The 21,358-nt window shown below is 72.7% G+C and carries 19 protein-coding genes; 11 read left to right on the plus strand and 8 right to left on the minus strand.

The annotated features are described in order from the left end of the window. Nucleotides 1-18: 18 nt before the first annotated feature. Nucleotides 19-1,527, minus strand: a complete 1,509-nt coding sequence (locus ACFC0G_RS16535; RefSeq protein ID WP_376403609.1) for a family 43 glycosylhydrolase — start codon at nt 1,525-1,527, stop codon at nt 19-21. A 475-nt stretch (nt 1,528-2,002) separates the two neighbouring features. Between ACFC0G_RS16535 and ACFC0G_RS16540 the strand changes: the two genes are divergently transcribed. The 3 genes from ACFC0G_RS16540 to ACFC0G_RS16550 all read left to right on the plus strand — a co-directional run bounded on the left by ACFC0G_RS16540 (nt 2,003) and on the right by ACFC0G_RS16550 (nt 4,028). Beyond that, the gene (locus ACFC0G_RS16540) at nt 2,003-2,950 is read left to right on the plus strand and encodes a hypothetical protein (protein ID WP_376403611.1); all 948 of its coding nucleotides are present in this window, start codon (nt 2,003-2,005) and stop codon (nt 2,948-2,950) included. A gap of 104 nt (nt 2,951-3,054) precedes the next feature. After that, nucleotides 3,055-3,501, plus strand: a complete 447-nt coding sequence (locus ACFC0G_RS16545) for a hypothetical protein (protein ID WP_376403613.1) — start codon at nt 3,055-3,057, stop codon at nt 3,499-3,501. A gap of 173 nt (nt 3,502-3,674) precedes the next feature. Next, nucleotides 3,675-4,028, plus strand: coding sequence for a hypothetical protein (locus tag ACFC0G_RS16550; protein ID WP_376403615.1), 354 nt, complete (start codon nt 3,675-3,677; stop codon nt 4,026-4,028). A gap of 3 nt (nt 4,029-4,031) precedes the next feature. Here ACFC0G_RS16550 and ACFC0G_RS16555 read toward each other — a convergent pair whose 3' ends face one another. Both ACFC0G_RS16555 and ACFC0G_RS16560 read right to left on the minus strand, forming a co-directional pair. Further along, entirely contained in the window at nt 4,032-5,204 is a 1,173-nt protein-coding gene (locus ACFC0G_RS16555; RefSeq protein WP_376403617.1) for a tetratricopeptide repeat protein, read from the minus strand. Beyond that, nucleotides 5,176-7,230 (minus strand): hypothetical protein, encoded by a 2,055-nt coding sequence (locus ACFC0G_RS16560; protein ID WP_376403619.1) that lies wholly within the window; start codon nt 7,228-7,230, stop codon nt 5,176-5,178. Before ACFC0G_RS16560 ends, ACFC0G_RS16555 begins: the two co-directional genes overlap by 29 nt. A gap of 114 nt (nt 7,231-7,344) precedes the next feature. Here ACFC0G_RS16560 and ACFC0G_RS16565 point away from each other — a divergent pair, with 114 nt between their 5' ends. Next, nucleotides 7,345-8,262, plus strand: a complete 918-nt coding sequence (locus ACFC0G_RS16565; protein WP_376403621.1) for a hypothetical protein — start codon at nt 7,345-7,347, stop codon at nt 8,260-8,262. A gap of 16 nt (nt 8,263-8,278) precedes the next feature. Here ACFC0G_RS16565 and ACFC0G_RS16570 read toward each other — a convergent pair whose 3' ends face one another. Both ACFC0G_RS16570 and ACFC0G_RS16575 read right to left on the minus strand, forming a co-directional pair. Beyond that, nucleotides 8,279-8,587: an AzlD domain-containing protein gene (locus ACFC0G_RS16570; RefSeq protein WP_376403623.1), complete on the minus strand. Its 309-nt coding sequence runs from the start codon at nt 8,585-8,587 to the stop codon at nt 8,279-8,281. After that, nucleotides 8,584-9,348 carry an AzlC family ABC transporter permease gene (locus tag ACFC0G_RS16575; protein ID WP_376403625.1) on the minus strand — a complete coding sequence of 255 codons (765 nt, stop codon included), beginning with the start codon at nt 9,346-9,348 and terminating at the stop codon, nt 8,584-8,586. Before ACFC0G_RS16575 ends, ACFC0G_RS16570 begins: the two co-directional genes overlap by 4 nt. 57 nt (nt 9,349-9,405) lie before the next feature. On the opposite strand from ACFC0G_RS16575, the gene ACFC0G_RS16580 reads away from it, so the two are divergent. The 7 genes from ACFC0G_RS16580 to ACFC0G_RS16610 all read left to right on the plus strand — a co-directional run bounded on the left by ACFC0G_RS16580 (nt 9,406) and on the right by ACFC0G_RS16610 (nt 16,467). Next, entirely contained in the window at nt 9,406-10,059 is a 654-nt protein-coding gene (locus ACFC0G_RS16580; RefSeq protein WP_376403627.1) for a CGNR zinc finger domain-containing protein, read from the plus strand. Between the two features lie 216 nt (nt 10,060-10,275). Next, nucleotides 10,276-10,884 carry an AMP-binding protein gene (locus tag ACFC0G_RS16585; RefSeq protein WP_376403629.1) on the plus strand — a complete coding sequence of 203 codons (609 nt, stop codon included), beginning with the start codon at nt 10,276-10,278 and terminating at the stop codon, nt 10,882-10,884. Nucleotides 10,885-11,107: 223 nt separating this feature from the next. Beyond that, nucleotides 11,108-11,644: a hypothetical protein gene (locus ACFC0G_RS16590; RefSeq protein WP_376403631.1), complete on the plus strand. Its 537-nt coding sequence runs from the start codon at nt 11,108-11,110 to the stop codon at nt 11,642-11,644. A 73-nt stretch (nt 11,645-11,717) separates the two neighbouring features. After that, complete coding sequence (locus ACFC0G_RS16595) at nt 11,718-12,554, plus strand: DUF4097 domain-containing protein (RefSeq protein WP_376403633.1); 837 nt, start codon at nt 11,718-11,720, stop codon at nt 12,552-12,554. A gap of 39 nt (nt 12,555-12,593) precedes the next feature. Beyond that, nucleotides 12,594-13,811, plus strand: coding sequence for a cytochrome P450 (locus ACFC0G_RS16600; RefSeq protein ID WP_376403635.1), 1,218 nt, complete (start codon nt 12,594-12,596; stop codon nt 13,809-13,811). A gap of 13 nt (nt 13,812-13,824) precedes the next feature. Beyond that, a complete protein-coding gene (locus ACFC0G_RS16605; protein ID WP_376403637.1) occupies nt 13,825-14,034 on the plus strand; it encodes a ferredoxin in 210 nt (69 codons plus the stop codon). A gap of 192 nt (nt 14,035-14,226) precedes the next feature. After that, entirely contained in the window at nt 14,227-16,467 is a 2,241-nt protein-coding gene (locus tag ACFC0G_RS16610) for an MMPL family transporter (RefSeq protein WP_376403639.1), read from the plus strand. A gap of 57 nt (nt 16,468-16,524) precedes the next feature. On the opposite strand, the gene ACFC0G_RS16615 is transcribed toward ACFC0G_RS16610, so the two are convergent. The 3 genes from ACFC0G_RS16615 to ACFC0G_RS16625 all read right to left on the minus strand — a co-directional run bounded on the left by ACFC0G_RS16615 (nt 16,525) and on the right by ACFC0G_RS16625 (nt 21,331). Then, on the minus strand, nt 16,525-17,937 hold the full coding sequence (locus ACFC0G_RS16615) for a GH1 family beta-glucosidase (RefSeq protein ID WP_376403641.1): 1,413 nt from the start codon (nt 17,935-17,937) through the stop codon (nt 16,525-16,527). A gap of 82 nt (nt 17,938-18,019) precedes the next feature. Further along, nucleotides 18,020-19,126, minus strand: coding sequence for a DUF1996 domain-containing protein (locus ACFC0G_RS16620; protein WP_376403643.1), 1,107 nt, complete (start codon nt 19,124-19,126; stop codon nt 18,020-18,022). Nucleotides 19,127-19,153: 27 nt separating this feature from the next. Further along, a complete protein-coding gene (locus ACFC0G_RS16625) occupies nt 19,154-21,331 on the minus strand; it encodes a discoidin domain-containing protein (protein WP_376403645.1) in 2,178 nt (725 codons plus the stop codon). Nucleotides 21,332-21,358 lie beyond the last annotated feature (27 nt).

The raw sequence follows: 21,358 nt of genomic DNA on the forward strand, positions 1-21,358 counted from the left end.
GAAGTGGCCGGACAGGCCCTACGACACCTCCACGGCGTCGAGCTCCGTGTACCGGTCGCCCTTCGTCAGACGGACCGTGTTCCACCCCTCGCGCAGGTCCACCGGCACCTCGCGCGACGTCCACTCGTCCCACCCGGTGTACGGGTAGTCGACGGCGCCCGCGGGCGTGCCGTTGACAGTCAGCAGGTGCGACGCGGCGGCAGGCGCGCCCGCGTCGTCCAGCGAGCCGTTGCCGTAGCGCACGGCCAGGGTGTGGCGGCCGGGCGAGGCGGCGAAGACGCGGAACTCCACGAAGCTGTCGGGTTCGTCGATGTGCCCGACGGCCCGGTCGCCCCAGGCGTTCCGCGCCTCGCGGACGGTCGCCGCGTGCACCCGGGCGAGCTCGGCCTCGTACACCGCCTTGCTGCCGCGCACGACCGGACGGCCGTCGGCGAATCCCAGGTCGGCGGCGTACAGCACCCGTCGTGAGGCGTCGGCGCCCCGGCCGTGGAAGAGGAGCCGGTCCCGGCCGTCGTGGCCGGTCACGACGTCCTGGCCGCCCGGTCCGCCGATCGCTCCCGCGAAGGACGCCGTCGTCATGAACGGCCCGCTCCCCTTCACGTACGGCCCGGTGAGCGCGTCGGCGGTCGCCCAGCCCGCGGCGTAGGCCTGGGTGCGGTAGTCGCCGGCCGAGTACAGGAGGACGTAACGGCCGTCCCTCTTCACGAGGGTGGGTGCCTCGACGAGGCCCTGCTCCCAGCTGTGGGGATCGTCCTGCTTGATGAGCCGGACGGGGTCCCCGGTGACCCGGGTGCCGTCCCACGAGACGGGCTGGATATGGAGCCAGGTGTCCAACTGGCAGCAGTTCCCGTCGCTCTTCCAGAGGAGGTGGCGGGTGCCGTTCTCGGTGTAGCTCGACGCGTCGATCGCGCCGCCCTGCCCGGTCGGACAGACCAGGGGGCCGTCGCCGACCGGCCGGAACGGGCCGCCGGGCGAGGACGCGAGCGCGACGCCGATGCACTGGCGCCCGCCGGCCCGGTCGCGGGCCGTGTAGTGGAGCGTGAAGCCGTCGCCGTTGTCGAAGACTTCCGGTGCCCAGACATGGCCCGGCGGATCGAGCGTGACCCAGGCGCCGACCTCGGGCAGGACGTCCGCCCCGTCGACCGTCCAGTGGACCAGGTCGGTGGAGGTGGCGTGCTGGATGTTCCTGCCGTGGGCGTTGGTGGCGTAGGCGTGGAAGACCCCGCCGACCCGCACGACGTCCGGGTCGGCGAAGTCCTGGTCGAGGACGGGCATGGGCGGCCCGGTCGGCGAGGGCGGCGCGGGTACGTGGGCTGCGGCGGCCGGGGCAAGGGGTGTGGTGGTGGCGGCGCCGGGGAGCGCGGCGAGGCAGGCAGCCGCGCCGCCCAGCGCCACGGCCGCGAGGAACCCCCGCCGGGACGCGGCCCGTCCCCTGCCGATCGGTCCGCCTGCCCGGCGGCTTCTCGCGTCCGCGCGGCGGAGAAGTCCGCTCTCCCGCTCGTCCCGGTGGTCCACGGATCGGCTCACGGATCGGCTCCCTCGGTTCGGGCCGGCCCGCCGTCGCGGGCGACCTCGGTGTCGGCTGCTCTTCACTGGTCCCGCGCCTCGGTGCGCTGCGCGGGGCACACCACGAGAACGACGCGGCCGCCGTCGCGTTGCGCCGTTCCCGGCTCCTGTCCCGGGGACTCCTTTGTCCCGGGACAGGAGAGTCCCCGCAGGTCAGCGGCGCCGGGATCCCGACTTCGCCGAAGCGGGCGGGACACGGTTGCGGGCCGCTTCCCACCCGGCACAGACTTCGGTTGTCCGGCCACGGCACCGCTCGACAGCGGCACCCGACCGGGCGTCCCGCCCCCGGTGCGAACCCGCGCCGTGCGGCGGAGCCACGTGGCCGCCGCACTCCGGCGCACCGACGCCAACGCCCTTCCCCGCCACCTCGGGCCCCGGTCGTCCCCGACCTTCCCCGCACCTCCCCGACCCTCCCGACCCACCGCAGGAGACCCCCATGCCCCGGCACAGCTCTGCCCGCCGCTCCCCCGTCGCCGCCACCCTGGCGGTCACCGTGGCGGTCACCGGCGCCACGATCGCCCTCGCCGCGACGCTGCTCGCCGGCTTCGGCGAACCGGCCGCCGGCGAACGACCACCTCCCGTGCGCCCCGGCTCCACGGGAGCGGTGACCGCCGAGGACCGGCTGCTCCACGACGCCGAGCAGCGGCTGCTGCGGGACTGCATGCGCCGGCACGGCTTCACGTACCGGGTGTTCCCGCTCGACGAGGACCCCGAGGGCACGGCCTTCGTGTACGTCCTCGACGACGCCGACCGGGCCCGACGGCACGGATACGGCTCCGACCTGCGACGGCACCGGGAGGCCCGCGCGGCGAGCGATCCGAACCGCACCTACTTCGCCGCGCTCCCGGCGGACCGGAAGGCGAAGGCGCTGGCCGCTGCCAACGGCACGTCACCCGACGGGCTGACCGTCCGCCTACCGGGCGGCGGAACCGTACGGCGCAGCGATCGGGGGTGCGTCGCGGAGGCCCAGGACGCGCTCTACGGAGACCTCGGCGCCTGGTTCCGTGCCTCGACCCGCGTCGACGCCCTGGACTGGATCCGCCGGAGCCGCGTCACGGCCGACAGCGGCTACCTGCGGCGGCTCGGCGCGTGGCGGGGCTGCATGCGGCGCGCCGGGCACGAGTTCGCGACACCGGCCGACGCCCGGACCGCCGCGCTGTCCCCCGTACGCCCCCTCGGCAAGGACCGCGAGGTGGCCCTCGCCCTGGCGGAGGTCCGGTGCGCCCGGGAGTCGGCGCTGGCCCGTACGGCCCGGGATCTCGACGCCCACCACGGCAGGCTCCTGGCCCGCGAGTACCGCGCGGACGTCGAGACACGGGAGCGGCTGAGGACGGCAGCCCTGCCCCGCGCCCGCCGCGTCCTGGGCGACGGCCCACGGGACTGACCGTCCGGGCCCCACGACTCCGCCGCGTGCCACGAGGCACACGGCGGCCCCACCGGCCGCGCCGCACACGGCGGTACGGCCACCCACCCAGAAGGAGAACCACCATGCGCATCAAGCGTGCCCTGGCCACTGCTCTCACGGTCGGAGCCCTCACCCTGCTCACGGCCCCGGTGGCCGACGCCCGCGTCGCCGTCCCCGAGGCCCCGGCGGCCGTCGCCCCGGCGGCGGTTGCCGTCCCGGACGGCTTCCTTTACGCCTGGGAGCACCCCCACGCGGGCGGATTCCACTGCAGGTGGAACGGGCCCAACGGCAACTGGGCCGGCTGCCGGGACAGGGTCTCGGACATCTGGAACAACGGCTTCCCCGGCCGCGGTGAGGACGTCAAGCTCTTCCGCGGCACCTCCTGGGAAGGCTCGTGGGTCTGCCTCCACCAGGGCCACTCGATTCCCGACCTCGGCGCCTCCGGCCTGACGTTCTTCGGCGAGGGCGTGGGCCAGGGCGAGCCCGTCAACGACCATGTCGGCTCCCACCTCTGGGTCGACGCCTGCTGACGACGCCCCACCTCGACGCCGGCCCGACGGGACACCCCCGCCGGGCCGGCGTGTGCGGTCGCGACGGCGGCCCCGGCGCGGATATCGGGTGGCCTGCCGTTCTGCGCTGCGGCTAGTGTCCGGGGTCCCCGTCGGCCGTATCCCCGGCCGCCCCTGCCAAGAGAGCGATGCACATGACCGGCCTCCAGCCGACGACGACCCTGTGGCGGCCCACCGGACCCGTGGAGCTGGACCTCGTCCGCGAGCTGAACTGGCGTGCGTGGCCGCCGCGTCTCCCCGAGCAGCCGATCTTCTATCCGGTCCTCGACGAGGACTACGCAATCAGGATCGCGCGGGACTGGAACGTGAAGCACGACGGGGCGGGGTTCGTCACCCGCTTCGAGGTCGACTCGGAGTTCCTGCGCCGGTATCCCGTCCAGCAGGCCGGTGGGCGGACGATCCTGGAGCTCTGGGTTCCGGCCGAGGAGCTGGACGACTTCAACGCCCACATCGTGGGCGAGATCCAGGTGGTCCACGAGTTCCGGTGAGGGCTACAGGAGTCTGCCGCCACGGAGCCGTGGCCGCCATCGCGACCGCCAGGTGTCGCGGCTGTCCCGCACGGCGAGAGAGATCGGGTGGTCCGCCCCGAGGACCCGCTCGGCGAGCGGCAGGAGCACGGCACATTGCCGGGCGGCGGCGTTCGCGTCCCCGGCCACGCCCGTCCAGGTGGACAGGTCCAACCGGAGGTGGAGCGTGCGGGGGTGTTCCGGGCCGAGTACCCGCTCGAAGACCGGTATCAGTGCGGCGCACTGGTCGCGGGCGATCGTCTCGTCGCCGGCCCGGCCGATAGTGGTTGCGAGATTGTGCCGGAGCCCGATCACATCGGGGTGCTCAGGTCCCCACCCTCGTTCGAGCACCGGCAACACCTCGGCCTGCATGTCACGGGCCGTTGCCGGATCGCCCGCCCGCGCGGTCGCACTGGCGAGATTGCAGCGCAAGGTCAGCGTGAGCGGGTGTTCCGAACCGAGCACCCGATTCATCGCAGGGAGCAGCTGTACGTCCAGGTCACGCTCGCCGGCCGGGTCCCCCGCTGCCCCCGTCCATCGGGCGAGCCTCTCCCGCGCTCTCAGGGTGTCCGGATGCTCCGCTCCGAGGACGCGTTCTCGCACACCCACCAGCTCGACGCACAGCGCCCTCGCGTTGCCCGGGTCACCCGACTCTCCGATCCAGCCGGCGACGTGGTCCCAGCAGGCCAGGGTCACCTCATCGTGCAGACCGAGCACGCGCTCCAGGTCGGGGAGCAACTCCTCGCTCAGGTCGAGAGCGGCGTCCCTGTCGCCCGCGGCCGCGGTCCACTTGGCGAGCTCGCTCCGCAGGGTGAGCGTGTGGCGGTGTTCCGGGCCGAGCACCTGCTCGAAGACCGGCAGAAGTCGGGCGCACTGGTCTCGCGCGGATGTCTCGTTCCCGGCCGTCCCGATGCTCCGCGCCACGTTCAACGCGACGGCCAGCGTGTCCGGGTGTGACGCCCCCCTGACCTCGGTGAAGAGGGGAAGCAGCTCGCTGTGCCGATCGAGCATGCCGGTCGTGCCGCCCGCCGCCTCCGTCCAGTCGATGAGGCAGGTACGAAGGACCAGCGTGCTCGGGTGCGCGGGACCCAGCGCGCGCTCCATGACAGGGAGCAGTGCGGCGTACTGGTCACGGGCCGAGGCCGCGTCTCCGCCCATCCCCGTCCATCGGGCCAGCTCGGACCGGGCGTAGAAGGTGTTCGCGTGCTCGGGCCCGAGCACCGCGGCGAAGGCCGCCGGCCAGGGCTGCCACCGTTCCCGTTCGTCGACGACGGTTTCGGCGGGGCGGCCGAGCAGGCTGTGGATGACGGCCGCGGAGTCGTGGGAGGCGTACCAGCGGTGCCGGGCCTCGGACCGGAGGGCGTACCGGTGCAGCGGGCTCTGCGGCGTGTGCTGGGCGAGGGGTGCGCACTCGTCGATGGCCGCGACCATGGCGGCGTGGCAGTCGGCCGGGTCGATGCCGAACTGGGCGTCGACCCGGCCGGAGCAGGTAGTCCTCCGCGAGGCTCGCGTGGAACAGGCCGACGTGTTCGTCCAGTTGCCCCGGTCGGGTGCGGACGACGAGCCCGGAGAGGCGGACGAGGGTGTCGCGCACCTGGGTGACGGTGCCGGGGCCGTGCAGGTGGCGGCTGGCGGCGACGAGCAGCGGGAGGGGGACGGTGGGGCCCGCGGCGGCGACGGCCAGTGCGCCGATGACGGGCCGGATGGCGGTGCGCCACTCCGTCGGGTCGTCGGCACCCGCCGCGATGAGTTCGCCCTCGTACAGAGCTCGGAGGACGGCCGTCGTGTCGTCGCCCGGGGCCGCCGGGGAGTAGCCGGGGCGCAGTGCGCTGTCCGTGAGGAGGTGGGCGAGTAGCCAGTTCCCGTCGGCCCGCCGGACGATGGAGGGGACGTGGGCCTCCGCGACGCCGCGTCCGCGCGCGTACGCCTCGATGGCCTCGGGGCCGGTCCGGTCGGTGTCGACGAGGACGCTTCCGGTGACCCGGACGGAGGCCGGTCTGCCGGTGGTGACGACGTGCACGTGGGGGCCCGCCGCGCTCAGCGCTCGCACGAGAACGCTCCGGGTCGCGGTGGGCAGTTCGTCCAAGGCGTCTATCACCAGGCGTACGGGGGAAGGGGGTCGAACGAGCGCGAGGGGACCGAGGACGTGCTGCTCCAGCGCGTCGAAACCCTCCCGCTCGGCGGGGCTGAGTCGTGACAGGTAGTCCTGGGCGGCTTCGGGGAACCCGGGAACCGTGATGCGGAGTTCGGCGGCCAGTGTCTCGGCGACGCTGGCGACGGTACTCGACCGCGTACCGAAGACGATGCCATGGAGGAACTCGTCGGGCCCCAGGGCGAGGGCTGCGGCGAGGGTCGACTTCCCGCTCCCTCGCGGGCCGACCAGTGCCACACGTGTGCTGGACTCCGTCGCGGCCACCAGCTCTCCCAGGACGGCCGTGGGCTGGATGTGGCCGGTGAGCTCGGTGATCCTGTCCAGGACCGCGACAGCGGCGTCGGATCCCGCACCGACCAGGGCGCGTGCCGCGTTGTGGGCCCACCACAGGCCCTCGTCGCCGTCCGCCGCCCAGCTGCCTCCGTCGTGGGTGATGCGCTGGGGCCGCTGGTCGCCGGCGGCCTCCATCATGGGTTTCCGCAGGTACCGGGAGTCGACGGTGGACCCGGCGTTGCCGACTCCCCGGCGCACCACCTCGATCAGGCACTCCGTGACCCTTCCGCCGAAGGCGGGGGCGTCCGCGCTCGCGGTCAGGATCTCGTAGCGTCTCAGGTGGCGGCCGAGGCCGACCTCGCGCCAGGCACCGGCCTGCGCCGCACCCACGCCGGCGTGACAGGTGTCGAGGAGGACGAGCAGTCCGTCGAGCCGCGGCGAGTCCCGCAACTGCTCCTTGAGGAGCTGGGAGAGCAGCACGTCCTCGCCGGAGCGGCCCAGGCCGGTCCCGTCGACGGGGAGGAAGTAGAAGTCCTCGCCGCTGGAGACCCCATGGCCGATGAGCGCCAGGACCAGCGTCGATTCCGTCCTGTCGGCGCTCCGGAAGGCTTCGTCGAGCGCGCCGACCAGGGCGGAACGGGTCGGGTTCAGGAGGACGGGCCCCGACTCCAGCGCGCTGGTGCAGTCCCCCAGCCGGGGAGCGGTCAGGACGTCGGCCAGCTCCTGCGCGAGCCCGGGCAGGAAACCGAGCGTACCCAAGGCGTCACACTGGGATCCGATCACCAGGGCTCGCCGGGATGCTCGCTCGCCCGCCATACCTCCACAATGGAACACAGGGGCCGAGAACGCAGCTCCGCACAGAGGAGTCCGGGTATGACTTCGATCATCCTGGTCCACGGCATCGCCCAGGAACAAGAGGCGGCCGACACACTCGAAAGCGCCTGGCTGCCCGCACTCGCGGGAGGCGTGCGCAACGCCGGACACGCGACCCTGGCCGACCGGCTCTGGCCCCCGGCACCCAACGGGCCCCGTCTCATCCGCATGGCCTTCTACGGGAAGAAGTTCGGCGTCCCCGACCAGGGCGGGCCCGCCGACGGGATCCCCGTCGCACAGCAGGACGCGGCCGAGGAGGTCGCGTACGCCTGGCTGGTCAACGCCACGGACTCCAGCAGCAGGAGGGACGCCGGGAACGCGCGGCTCGAACTGCGGGCGCTGGAGCAGGACATGGAGCAGGCGCAGGGCATCGGCGCCGTCAAGGGAAGAGTGATCGCGGCGGTCGACCGGCTTCCGTGGCTCAGTCAGGCCGGCCTCGCCGGAGCGGGACGCGTCAACAAGACCCTGGGGCAGGTGGTCCGTTACCTGACGGATCCCGATGTCCGGACGTACGCCCTCGACCAGGTCCGGCAGTGCCTCGACGACGACACCCGCGTCGTCATCGGGCACAGTCTCGGGTCGGTCGTCGCCTACGAGGCGGTTCGGGAGCGGACGTCGCCCCTGCCGCTGTTCATCACCCTCGGGAGCCCTCTCGGCCTGAGCGCCGTCAACCGCCGCCTTCTCCAGCCCCCTTCGTTCCCGTCGTGCGTCGCCCGCTGGATCAACCTCGCGGACCGGGACGACTTCGTCGCCGCCCGCCCCGACCTGGCCACCGTCTTCGACACGAACCGCCCGCCGGGTGCCCGCTTCGACAGCACCTACACGGTCGACAACGGATCCAGCCCGCACAAGGCGAACTTCTACCTCTCGAAGGTCACGACCGGGCAGGCGATCGCGGAGGCCATGGCGGACCGGTGAGGTCGACCGCCGGATTTCACCCGGTCCAGAGCCGGAGGAGCGCCGTGACCCCCACCGCGCCCAGGAGGGCCACCGGCATCGGCGCCTTGTAGTGGCGCAGGGCGACCACGGCCGCGAGTCCGGCGAACAGGGTGGGGTCGACGGCGCTCCAGCCCGGCCCGACGAGGCCCGTCACGAGGAAGCCGGCGAGCAGGGCCGGCGCGAAGAGGGCGATCACGGACCGGGCGCGTGCGGGCAGTTCGCGGCTGCCCAGCACCGCCGGCCCGACGGCCTTGAAGGTGAAGCTGACCAGAGCGACGGCGCCGATGGCGATCCAGAGGGTCATGCGTCCACCTCGGCAGCGGAGTCGGCGGGGCTGTCGGCGGGAGCGGGCCTGGCGGGGGCCTCTGTGGCGGGCCTGACGAGGGCGATGAGGGCGGCGGTGGCCGCGCCCATCAGCGCTGGCCCGGTGGGGAGGAAGAGGACCAGTCCTGCCGCGATGGCCCCGCCGAGCAGCGCCGGCAGTCGGTTGGCCCGCTCCTTGTGGAGCTCGCCGATCAGGAACGTCACGAAGAGGGCGGGGGTGAGGACGTCGAGCCCGAGCGTGTGCAGGAGCTCCGGCTCGGGAGCGACGGCGACGCCCAGCGCGGTCCCGGCGACCCACGCCGGCCACTGGATCAAGGTCGCGCCGAAGAGCACGTACCGGTCGAAGCGTCCGCCGCCGAGGTGCGCCGCGGCCCACGAACCGTCGACCACCGCCTGGCCTTCGAGGGCCCGGCGCAGCGGGCCGCCGCGGAGGTCGCCGGCGACGGCCATGCCCATGGGGAGGAACCGGCTGTTGATCAGGGCCGCGGCGGTGACGGCGGAGACGATGCCTCCGCCGGTGCCGAAGGCCGCCACCAGGGCGAACTGCGCGGAGCCGGAGAAGACCACCAGGGAGCAGAGGACGGGCGCGAGGGTGCCCCAGCCCTGCGCCTGCGTCAGCGCGCCGAAGCTGGTGGCGAGGAGGAACGAGGCGGCTGCCAGTCCGGACCCGACGTGGAGCCCCGAGCGGAAGCGCTCACGGGGTGTGGCGACGTCTCGCGTCACCGGCAGGGAGCTTGTCATGCCCCGCAATCTAACAGGCATAGGCACTTATGCCTGTTAGACGGGTAGACTGATGCCGTGGCAGCAGAGAAGAACGGATCCGACGTCGGGGCACGCACGCCCGACACAAGTGCCGGTGTGACGCTCATGGGCGGACACCCGGTACTGGACTTCGCCAACACCGTCGCCTGGCGGACCGACCCCGACCGCCGGGCCGAGCGGGTGAAGAGCGGCACGGCATGGGCGCGGTGGGCCGTCGCCGCCGGACTGCTCACGTCACGGCAGTCCGCGGAGCTCCAAGAGGCGCTGGCGACGGCCGAGGCCGAGGAGACCGAGCGGCAACTGGCCGCGCTGCACCACCTCCGCGCTCTGCTCTGGCCCGTCCTGGACGCGCTCACCGAGGGCGAACTCCCGCCGCCCGACCCGTGGAACGACCTCCGGCAGGTGATCCTGCTGGCCCACGAGAGCGCGGAACTGCCGCCCGCGTTCCCGCTGCGCTGGCAACCCGGCACGGGGCGGCTCGCCGACCTGGGCCACGCACTCGCCCTGGAGGCCGAGGCCCTGCTGGCCGGCCCGGGCCTCGATCGCGTCCGGCGCTGCGGAGGGCCCGGCTGCGGCTGGTTCTTCCTCGACCGCAGCCGCAGCGGCACCCGGCGATGGTGCAGCTCCGGCGACTGCGGCAACCGCGACCGCGCCCGCCGCCACTACGCGCGCACCCGGCAGGCGCAGTGACCGCGCCGAGCAGCCGCTCCTGACCCCACGGCAGCACGCGCCCTACACCCGTCGCCCTGCGGTCTCCCCTGGTCAACGGCGTTCATTGGATCTTCCGCCGAGGGCGTTCCGCGCCCTTGGTCGGGAAGGCGTCTTGTCCGTGGAGGTGCCGGCGGATTTCATGGCCGAAGCCAGGACGGCGGGATTCCCCCTCTGTCGGAAGTGCAGAGGAAGCGGATGCCATCCATGCTCGACGGCTGTACGCCCTGGCCCGAGGAGTTCGCCGACCGCTACTGGGCGGCCGGGCACTGGCGCGGCAACACGCTGGACAACCTCCTGCGCGGCTGGGCCGCGCAGTACGGGCAGCGGACCGCCCTCGTACACGGCGACACGCGCGTCACGTATGCCGCCCTGAACCGGCGTGTGGACCGCATGGCCGCCGGGCTTCGGCTGCTCGGCCTCCGCCCCGGGCAGTGGATCGTCGTCCAGCTGCCGAACGTTCCCGAGTTCGTCTCCACCGTGTTCGCGGTGATGCGCGCCGGCCTGGTCCCCGTCTTCTGCCCCCTCTCGCACCGCACGCCCGAGGTCACCCATCTCGTACGGGCCACCGAGGCCGTCGGCTACGTCGGCCCGTCGACGTACGCGGGCTTCGACCACACGGCGATGGCCGCGGAGATCGCCTCCCAAGGCCCCTTCCTGCGCCGGGTGTTCACGTACGAGGCGCCCGGCGACTACTCCCCCTACGGGGGCCTCACGGTCGACGCGTCGAACTGCCACCTGGTGGTGATCGGCCGCGTGGAGGACGGGCCCGCACCGGGTCCGGCGCGCGTTCGCCCCACGCCATAGGCACGCGGAGGAACGCCGTACGCCCCGGTCTGGATCACGGAGATGGTGCGGCGGCAGCACGCCGAATAGCCCAGCGCATGGCGCACCACCATGCGGCGCCGCACGACGCCACATGGCACTACATGGCACCGCATGGCACCGCATGGCACCAGGTGACGCCCGGCGGCGCCATTTGGCGCCACGGGGACTTGCAATGGCGCCACAGTGGTGCCACTATCTCTTCATGGACCTGACCCCCTACGTCGACCACCTCCGCAACGAGCTCGCGGTCGCCGCCAACGCCGGCGGTGACGAAGCGCGCGCCCTGGCCGAGCGGCTGACCGCCCCCCTGGAGTCGGCCGCCCGCCTGACCCTCCTCAACGCACTGTCCGCCGCCTCGGAGGAGATCACCCGCGAGCTGGCGCCGGGCTCGGTGGACGTACGGCTGCGGGGGACGGACCCCGAGTTCGTGGTGACGTCGCCGCTCGGCTCCGAGACGCCGAACGAGGACGCCACCCCCATGGTGGCACCGATGGCACCACGGACGGCACCGGTGGCACCACCCGCCGGGGACGGCGACGACGGGAGCACCGCGCGCATCAACTTCCGGCTCCCGGCCCACCTCAAGGCCCGCGTGGAGGACGCCGCCGGCCAGGAGGGCCTGTCGGTCAACGCCTGGCTCGTACGGGCGGTGGCTGGCGCCCTGGAACCGGCCGGCACGGACCGGCCCGCCCCGCGCGCCACCCGGGTGGGCCAGAGCTACCGGGGATGGGTCCGCTAGCCGGACCACCGCTCCCCACGTCACCCGCACCACCTGCGCATTCACACACCAGAGCCAAGAGGACGGGACAGCCATGCCTTCTTTCGAGACCCCCGAGCCCATCACCGCGATCCTGGACTTCGAGGTCGGGAACGTGCGTCTCGTGGCCGGCGAGCGTACGGACACGGTCGTCGAGGTGCTGCCGAGCAACGGAGCCGAGGACGTCGACGTACGCGTCGCCCAGCAGACCAAGGTCACGTACGCCAACGGCACCCTGACCGTGAAGGGGCCGAAGAAGCGCTCACCGTTCGGCAAGCACGGCTCGATCGAGATCACCGTCGAACTGCCGGCCGGCTCGCGCCTCAACGGCACCGCCTCCATCGGGGACTTCACCAGCGAGGGGCCGCTCGGCGAGTGCCGGGTCAAGGCCGCGCTCGGCGACATCCGGCTCGACGAGGCCGGCGCCACCCACCTGCGGACCAGCCACGGCGACATCCAGGTCAACCGGGCGACCGGCCGTGCCGAGATCCACGGTCAGGGCCGGATCGAGTTCGGCGAGATCGCGGGCACGGCCGTCATCAAGAACGGCAACGGCGAGATCGAGATCGGCGAGATCACCGGTGACCTGAAGGCCAACTCCTCCAACGGCCGCATCACGGTCGGCCTCGCCCACGCCTCCGTGGACGCCAGGTCCGCCAACGGCGCCATCCGCGTCGACGAGGTGGTCCGGGGCGTGATCCAGCTCCAGGCCGCCGCCCACGACGTGGAGGTCGGCGTACGGGAGTCCACCGCGGCCTGGCTGGACGTCAACACCCGGGTCGGCACCGTGCGCAACGCGCTCGGCGCCGCCGAGGGTCCCGACACCGCCGAGGAGACCGTCGAGATCCACGCCCACACCGGGGTCGGCGACATCGTGATCCGCCGCGCCTGAACTCCCCGCCACCGCACGTCATCCACCACGGAGGACACCATGCAGCAGGAGCGCTTACCCCACCCCGAGCCCGTCACCCTCCCCACCCGGCGCACCGCCGGCTGCCCCTTCGACCCGCCCGCCGGGCTGGCGGAGCTGCGCGAGGAACGGCCGCTCGCCCGCATGACGTACCCCGACGGGCACGTCGGCTGGCTGGCCACCGGCTACTCCACGGTCCGCGCGATCATGGGGGACAGCCGTTTCAGCTCGCGGTACGAGCTGATGCACTACCCCTTCGCCGGGGGGCCCGAAGGCCCGCTGCCGCCCGCCCCGGTCGGCGACATGACCGGGATGGACGCGCCCGAGCACACCCGCTTCCGGCGCATCCTGACCGGCAGGTTCACCGTCCGCCGGATGCGGCAGCTCTCCGACCGGGTCGCGGAGATCACCTCCGAGCACCTGGACGCGATGGAGCGCGGCGGCCCCGGCGCCGACCTCGTCGAGGCCTTCGCCCGCCCGCTGCCCGCGCTGATGATCTGCGAGCTGCTCGGCGTCCCGTACGCCGACCGCGGGCGCTTCCAGGGGCACGCCGACACCCTCATGTCCAGGGACGTGTCACCCGAGGACCAGTACGCCGCCTACGTCGGGCTCCAGGAGTACATGGCCGAGCTGGTCGCCGCCAAGCGCGCCGCACCCGCCGACGACCTGCTCGGGGATCTGGCCCAGGACTCGGACCTCACCGACGAGGAACTGGTGGGCGTCGGGGGCTTCCTGCTCGCCGCCGGGCTCGACACCACCGCCAACATGATCGCCCACGGGACGTTCGCGCTCCTCACCGATCCCGCCCAGGCCGACGCGCTGCGGGCGGACCCGGAGCTCGCCCCCCAGGCCGTCGAAGAGCTCATGCGCTACCTGACCATCGCCCACACCAGCGTGAAGTCCGCGCTGGAGGACGTCGAGCTGGACGGTCTGATCGTCAAGGCGGGCGAGAGCGTCACCCTCTCCCTGGAAGCCGCCAACCGGGACCCGGAGCGGTTCCCCGACCCCGACGCCCTCGACGTCCACCGCAAGGCCACGGGACACCTGGGCTTCGGACACGGCATCCACCAGTGCCTGGGCCAGCAACTGGCCCGCGTCGAGATGACGGTGGCGCTGCCGGCGCTGCTGAGGCGGTTCCCGACGCTGCGGCTCGACGTGCCGGCCGACGAGGTGCCCCTGCGGACGGACATGAACATCTACGGCGTACACCGGCTGCCGGTCACCTGGGACGAGAGCTGATCCCGTGGATTCCATGGAATCCACGGATCCCCTGGTCATCCGCGTCGACCGCGCACGCTGCCTCGGCGCCGGCATGTGCGCCCTCACCGCCCCTCAGGTCTTCGACCAGGACGAGGAGCAGGGCCTTGTCCTCCTCCTGAACGCCCGACCGCCGCAGGAACAGCACGCGGCCGTCCGCGTCGCCGCCGGCGTCTGCCCGGCCTCGGTCATCACCCTCGCGTAGCGCGGCTCCTCCCCCGGCTCCTCCCCCGCCTCGTAGCCGCATCCCTCCCCACCACACCGGTCCGCCGCCGTCGGCGTCTTCGGCATGCCCTCGGCGGCGTCCCGGCCCGCCCACGAGCCACCCCACGCACGGACCACCCCACCCACCGACCACCTCACCCACCGATCACCTCACCGACAGGATTCCTCCACCGTGGCCACTTTCCTCGCCCAACTGGGCCGCTTCGCCTTCCGACGGCGGGGCCTGGTCGTCCTCCTGTGGCTCCTGGCCCTCGTCGGCGCGGGCGTCGCGGCCTCCACCGCCGCCGCGCCGCCCGCGGACACCTTCTCGATGCCCGGCACGGAGTCGCAGAAGGCCTTCGACCTCCTCCAGGAGAAGTTCCCCGACGCCCGCGCGGACGGTGCCGCCGCCCGCGTCGTCATCCGCGCCCCCGGCGCCGAGAAGATCACCTCCCCCGCCCGCAGGGCGCAGGTCGAGCAGCTCGTCAAGGATCTGTCCGAGGCGCCTCAAGTAGCGCGTGTGGCGGGTCCGTTCGAGGCGAACGCCGTGAGCGGGGACGGGACGACCGCGTACGCGTACGTCACGTACGAGACGCGCGCCACCGAGCTGACCGACGCGGCGCACGACGGTCTCACCGACGCCCTGGAGCAGGCCCGGGACACGGGCCTCGCCGTCGAGGCGGGCGGCGACGCCGTCGCGATCGAGCAGGCGATGAGCGGGACGGGCGAGAAGATCGGCATCCTCGTCTCCGCCGTCGTCCTGCTCCTCACCTTCGGTTCCCTGGTCGCCGCCGGCATGCCCCTGCTGACGGCCGTGATCAGTGTCGGCATCGGCGTCAGCGGCATCGCCGCGCTGGGCAGCACCCTCGGTCTGTCGTCCACGACCTCGATGCTCGCGATGATGATCGGCCTCGCCGTCGGCATCGACTACGCCCTGTTCATCGTTTCCCGCTACCGCTCCGAGATCACCGAGGGGCGGGAGCGCGCGGATGCCGCTTCCCGTGCCGTGGGCACCGCCGGCTCCGCCGTCGTCTTCGCGGGCCTCACCGTGATCATCGCCCTTTCGGGGCTCGCCGTCGTGAACGTCCCGATGCTCACGAAGATGGGCCTCACCGCCGCCGGCACGGTCGCCGTCGCCGTACTCGTCGCGATCACCCTCGTGCCCGCGCTCCTCGGCTTCGCGCCCGTCAGGGTCCTGGCCCGCAGGGACCGCAAGCAGTACACCGGCAAGCCGCTGTCGAAGCGTCAGCAGCGCAAGGCCGACAAGCGCGCGGCCCGCAACAGGCCCAACCTCGGCGCCCGCTGGGCCGGACTCGTGCTCCGGCACCCCGTCGCCGTCCTGCTCCTCGGCGTCGTGAGCCTGGGCGCCGTCGCCGTACCCGCCGCGAGCCTCGAACTGGGCCTGCCGGGCGAGGGATCGATGGCCCCGCACACCACCCAGCGCAAGGCGTACGACCTGCTGTCCGACGCCTTCGGTCCCGGGTTCAACGGGCCGCTGACCGTCACCGTCGAGGCCGGGGACGCGAAGGCCGCGGCGGAGCGGGTCCGCACGGCCCTGGAGGGCGTCCGCGGGGTCGACGCCGTCTCCCCCGCCACCGTCAACGCCTCGGGCGACACCGCCCTCGTCACCCTCGTCCCCGCCACCGGTCCCACCGACGCGAGGACCGAGGACCTGGTCCGCTCCCTCCGGGGCATGACGGAGGGTCTGGAGTCCCGGTCGGGCGCCTCCGAGATCCTGGTCGCCGGGCAGACCGCGATGTTCATCGACTTCTCCCGGACGCTGGACGACGCCCTGCTCCCGTATCTCGCCCTGGTCGTCGGCCTCGCCTTCCTCCTGCTCATGCTCGTCTTCCGCTCCGTGCTCGTCCCCCTCAAGGCGGCGCTCGGCTTCCTCCTGTCGGTGTCCGCGGCGCTCGGGGCCGTCGTGGCCGTCTTCCAGTGGGGCTGGCTCGCCGACCTCTTCGGCGTCGACCAGCCGGGCCCGGTCATGAGCACCCTGCCGATCTTCATGATCGGCGTGGTCTTCGGTCTCGCCATGGACTACGAGGTCTTCCTGGTGTCCCGGATGCGCGAGGCGTACGTCCACGGCGCCCGCCCCGCCGAGGCGGTCGTCACCGGGTTCCGGTACGGCGGCCGGGTCGTCAGCGCGGCGGCGATCATCATGACCAGCGTCTTCTCGGGCTTCATCGTCGAGGACAACGACTTCGTCAAGATGATCGGCTTCGGTCTCGCGGCCGCCGTCCTCTTCGACGCGTTCGTCGTCCGCATGGCCATCGTGCCCGCGCTCTTCGCCCTGCTCGGCAAGGCCGCCTGGTGGCTCCCGAAGTGGCTCGACCGGCTCCTCCCGAACATCGACGTCGAGGGCGAGAAGCTCGCGCAGCGGCCCGCGGTGCCCTCGGAGGGCCCCGCACGCGAGAACCACCTGGTGGGCTGACCGCCCGCACAGCAGGTCGCTGAAGCCCCGCCCGGCCGACCGGGCGGGGCTTCTCGATCACGCGGACCGTCGGACCCGCCGGGCCGTGTCGCGGAGCCACAGGGCGCTGCGCTTCGGCGTGCGGATCTGGGTGGGGTAGTCGACGCGGACGAGACCGAAGCGCTTGTCGTAGCCGTAGGCCCATTCGAAGTTGTCCAGGAGCGACCAGGCGAAGTAGCCGCGGACGTCCGCTCCGCCGGTACGGGCCCGGGCCACCGCCGCGAGGTGGGCGGCGAGGTAGGCGGTGCGGTCGGTGTCGTCGACGAAGCCGTGGGCGTCGGGGCGGTCCTCGTACGCGGCGCCGTTCTCGGTGACGACCATCGGGGTGCCGGGATAGTCGCGGGAGACGCGCAGGAGCAGCTCGGTGAGGTCGTGGGGCATCACCTCCCAGCCGAGGCCGGTGACCGGGAGGCCGCCGTGCGGGAGGTTGCGGGTGACGGGCAGGCCCCGGGCGTCGGTGGTGGCGCCGTGCTCGTCGGCTCCGGACGTGCGCATGGAGCGGTAGTAGTTGACGCCGAGCGTGTCGATGGGACCGGCGATGATCGGCAGGTCCCCGTCCCGGACGGGGATCTCGATGCCGTGTGCGGCGAGGTCGTCGATCAGGTCCTGCGGGTAGCGGCCGCGCAGGATCGGGTCGAGGTAGAAGCGGAAGCCGATCGCGTCGGCCCGGCGGGCGGCCTCGCGGTCGGCGGGGCTGTCGGTGGCGGGCCGGCTGGTGCCGAGGAGGTGGGTGACGGCCAGGTCGAGGGGACGGCGGGCGGCGGACCGCAGGCGCTGGACCGCGAGGCCGTGGGCGAGGTGCAGGTGGTGCACGGCCCGGACGCCGTCGGCGAGGGAGCGGCCGCCGGGTGCGTGGATCCCTTCGACGTGACCGAGGACGGCCGAGCAGAAGGGTTCGTTGAGGGTGGTCCAGTGGGTGACGCGGTCGCCGAGGCGCTCGTGGACGAGTTCCGCGTAGTCGGCGAAGCGGTACGCGGTGTCGCGGGCCGGCCAGCCGCCGGCGTCCTGGAGCTCCTGGGGCAGGTCCCAGTGATACAGGGTCAGCCAGGGGGTGATCCCGTACCCGAGGAGTTCGTCGACCAGGCGGTCGTAGAAGCCGATGCCGGCCGGGTTGGCCGGGCCTCGGCCGCCGGGCTGGACGCGGGGCCAGGAGACGGAGAAGCGGTACGTGTCGAGGCCGAGCGAGGCGAGGAGGGCGACGTCCTCGGGCATGCGGTGGTAGTGGTCGCAGGCCACGTCGCCGGTGTCGCCGTTGTCGACGGCCCCGGGCACGCGGCAGAAGGTGTCCCAGATGGACGGGGTACGGCCGTCCTCGGCGGCGGCTCCCTCGATCTGGAAGGCGGAGGTGGCGGCGCCGAACCGGAAGTGCGGGGGGAGGAGGTCGATGAGCGCGTCGTGGTGGGCGGTGGCGGACGGGGCGGGGGCGGTCACGGGATCCTCCTGGTGCCGAGAGGCGGACGGGAAAGCGGCCCGGGCGCCCTCGCGGGCGTCCGGGCCGTGTACGGGAGACGGATCAGGGCAGGCGGTGGTCCGCGTTCAGCACGGCACCGCGTTCGGGGCGGTACAGGTCGAAGCCCCGTGTGTCGCACTGGAGGCCGCCGACGATGCAGTGGTCGACGAGGGCCTTGAGGGTGGGCTCCTCCCACGCGTTGAAGAAGTCGTAGTGGAAGGAGTAGCCGCGGCCACTTGCCAGGCGGACCTGGCTCATGTCGCCGTTGACCGGCCACGCCATCTTGAACTCGATCATCGGCAGGGCGACGGGGTGGGAGGCCGGACACATGTTGTCGTTGGTGCCGGGCTTGACCACCGTGTACGCCATGTGGCTCTTGTGGTCGGGGGTGTCGAGGTAAAGGCCGTCCCAGCAGCTGGGGGCCTGCATGCGCAGGTTGAGCTGTACGTCGGGCCGGCTCGGACAGCTCGCCGGGATGTCGGTGTTGAAGAAGCTGTCACCGCATTCCCAGCCCTCGACGAAGCCCTTGTGGCTGCGGAACTCCTCGGCGGTCTGCATCGGGTTGCCGACGACGAACCGCAGACCCTTGGGGAAGGGCCGCACGCTCCGGTAGTCGGTGACGCCCGCCTTGTAGTAGATGACCTGCGGGCCGACGGGCAGGATCTTCTGGTCGCCCTTGTACAGCGAGGGCATCCAGTACGCGGAGGCGTCCGCGGGCGCCTTGCACGTGGTGCTGCCTCCGTAGAGCGAGCCGGTGGTGCTGGCGGCGTCGGTGGAGGTGTTGCCCATGAACGTGTGGTCGTGGGACTTGCCGAACTGGCCCGGGTAGACGATCGGGTCGTCCGGCGCGGTGTGGGTGACGGAGCAGCCGGCCTGGAACTCGTGGTGGTAGGCCGGGGGCGGGGTGGCCGTGGACGGGGTCACCCCGGTGACCTGGGGTACGGCCGGGATGTAGCCGTCGCCGTCGGGGTCGTCCCCCGAGGGGAGCGCGGAGGCCACCATGACATGGCCCTTGGCGGCGCCCGCCGCGTGCGCCCCGTGGGCGCCGGCGACCGGGGCGGTGGTCTCCCCGCGGGCGGTGGCCGCGGTGTAGGTGTTCACCGTCAGGGCGGAGACGCCCAGGGCTGCGCTGAGCAGTAAGGCGGACAGGGTCCGGCCGCGGATTCTCATCGTGATCTCCTCGTTCTCCTCAGGGGGTCAGCTGTAGATGCCGAACTCGTGGAGCGAGTAGCCCCAGCCGGTGCCGCGCGCGGTGAGCTGGAGCCGGACGTACCGTGCGGTGGCACCGGTCTCGATGGCGTCGATGTCGCCGTTGCCGGTGGTGGTGGCGTGGATGGTCCGCCATGTGTCGCCGTCGTCGGAGACCTGGACCTCGTAGGCGCGGGCGTAGGCCGGGTCCCAGACCAACTGGAGCCGGTTGAAGGAGCGGACCGAGCCGAGGTCGACCCGGATCCACTGCGGGTTGCTCCAGTCGCTGGCCCAGCGGGTAGTGGCGTTGCCGTCGGTCGCGTTGGTCGCCGGGCAGGGGCAGTCGCCGTAGGAGGCCTGCGCGGAGGAGGCGATGGTGGGCCGGTTCAGGGCGATGTTGGTGCCGGCGACCGGCGGGGCGACGACCTTGACGGACTTCGTCTCGATGCCCGCGTTGCCGCGGCCGTCCTCGGCCTGCACGTACACCTTCCACACGCCGAGCTTCTCCGGCGCGGTGACGGCGAAGGCGCCGTTGCCCAGGGACCGGTACGTCGCCTCGACGAGCCGCTTGTCGCCGCTCGCGTAGTTGCCGCTCAGGAAGATCCTGGTGGTGACGGCGTCGCCGTCGGGGTCACGGACATCGGCGCGGACGGTGAACTCGCCGCCGGCCGGGGCGGATCCGGCGCGGTCCACCGTCATGCCGCTGATGACCGGCGGGGTGTTGTCGCCGGCGGTGCTGCCCGCGTACGCCTTCTTGACGGCGTAGTAGGAAAGGCGCTTGAGGCCGTCGGGGAGGAGGTTGAACCAGACGCCGCCGAAGTCGTGCTCGGTGCCGTAGTGGAAGACGGTCGCGCCGAGGCCGACGCCCTGGTGTCCGATGACGCAGTTCCAGGCCTTGGTGTAGCCCTCGGCCTTCTGGACGTCGGTGGGCTCGTCGGCCACGCCGTTGGCGTCCTTGGGCATCTCCCACTCGCCGGCCGGTCCGGTCTCGGTGATGATGTACGGCTTGGTGTAGCCGCCCTCCTGCCAGTCCTGGCGCACTCCGCAGATGTCTCCGTAGGAGTTCATCGAGTAGAGGTCGAGGTCGGGTGCGTTGCGCTTGTAGTAGGGCCAGGCTCCGGTCCAGGCGTCCGTGGAGGTCACGGGGTGGTCGGGGTCGATGGTGTGGATCTTCTTGGCGACGTCGTTGACGAAGGTCGTGTACGCGTTGCGCTGGGCTTCGAGTTCGGTGCCGCCGTAGCAGTTCTGCAGGCCGAGGACGGACTCGTTGCCGACGTTCCACATGAGCGTGGCCGGGTGGGACTTGTAGGTGTCGACCCACTTCGCGAACTCGGTGAGCATGGTGTTCTTGTACGCGGTGTCCGTCACGTAGTTGACGCAGCCGCCGGAGCCGGGGCCGCCGCCGGGCTGGAGCCAGAAGCCGTTGATGACGCGGATGCCCTGGGCGGCGGCGGTGTCGAGCAGCGGTTTGGTGCCGCCGTCGGTGCCCCAGGTGCGGATGGTGTTCACGCCCATGGACTTCACGTCGGGCATGTACCGGCCGGCGTCGGCGATGGCGGGGCCCCAGGTGACGCCCTTGACGGTGTAGGGCTGTCCGCCGACGGTCAGCTGCCAGTTGCCCTGGGTGCCGGTGACGCGGACGGCGCCGCCGGGGCCGGGGGGCGCCGCGGTGTCGCCGTAGACCTGGAACTCCCACAGGGAGTAGCCGTAGCCGGTGCCGCGGGTCACGCCCTGGAGGCGGACGTAGCGGCCGGTGCCGGAGACGGTGAGGTCGTCGGTGCCTCCGTCGCCTGCGGTCACGGACTTGACGGTGCGCCAGTCGCTGCCGTTGTCGGAGAGCTGGATGTCGTAGGCCTTGCCGTAGGCGCCCTCCCAGTTCAGGACGACGCGGCTGATGTTCGCGCTCGCGCCCAGGTCGACCTGGAGCCACTGGCCGTCGCTCCACTGGCTGGCCCAGCGGGTTCCGGTCAGGTCGCCGTCGACGGCCGCGGCAGCGGAGTAGGCGGCGCCCTCGGCGGAGGAGGCGGTGGCGGTCTTCCCCTGGGAGAGCAGGGTGGGGGCGGCGGTGGCCGGTGCGGCCGTCAGCACGGTGGCGGAGGTGGCGAGCAGCGCGCCGAGGGAGACGAGGGAGGCGGTGGTACGGGCGCGGGCGCGCCTTCGTCGCTTCGGGGCGGTGATGCTGGTCATGGCGGCTCCTGGACGGACGACAGTGGG

Origin of the sequence: Streptomyces sp. NPDC056169, assembly GCF_042268445.1 — a bacterium.
Lineage (GTDB): Bacteria > Actinomycetota > Actinomycetes > Streptomycetales > Streptomycetaceae > Streptomyces.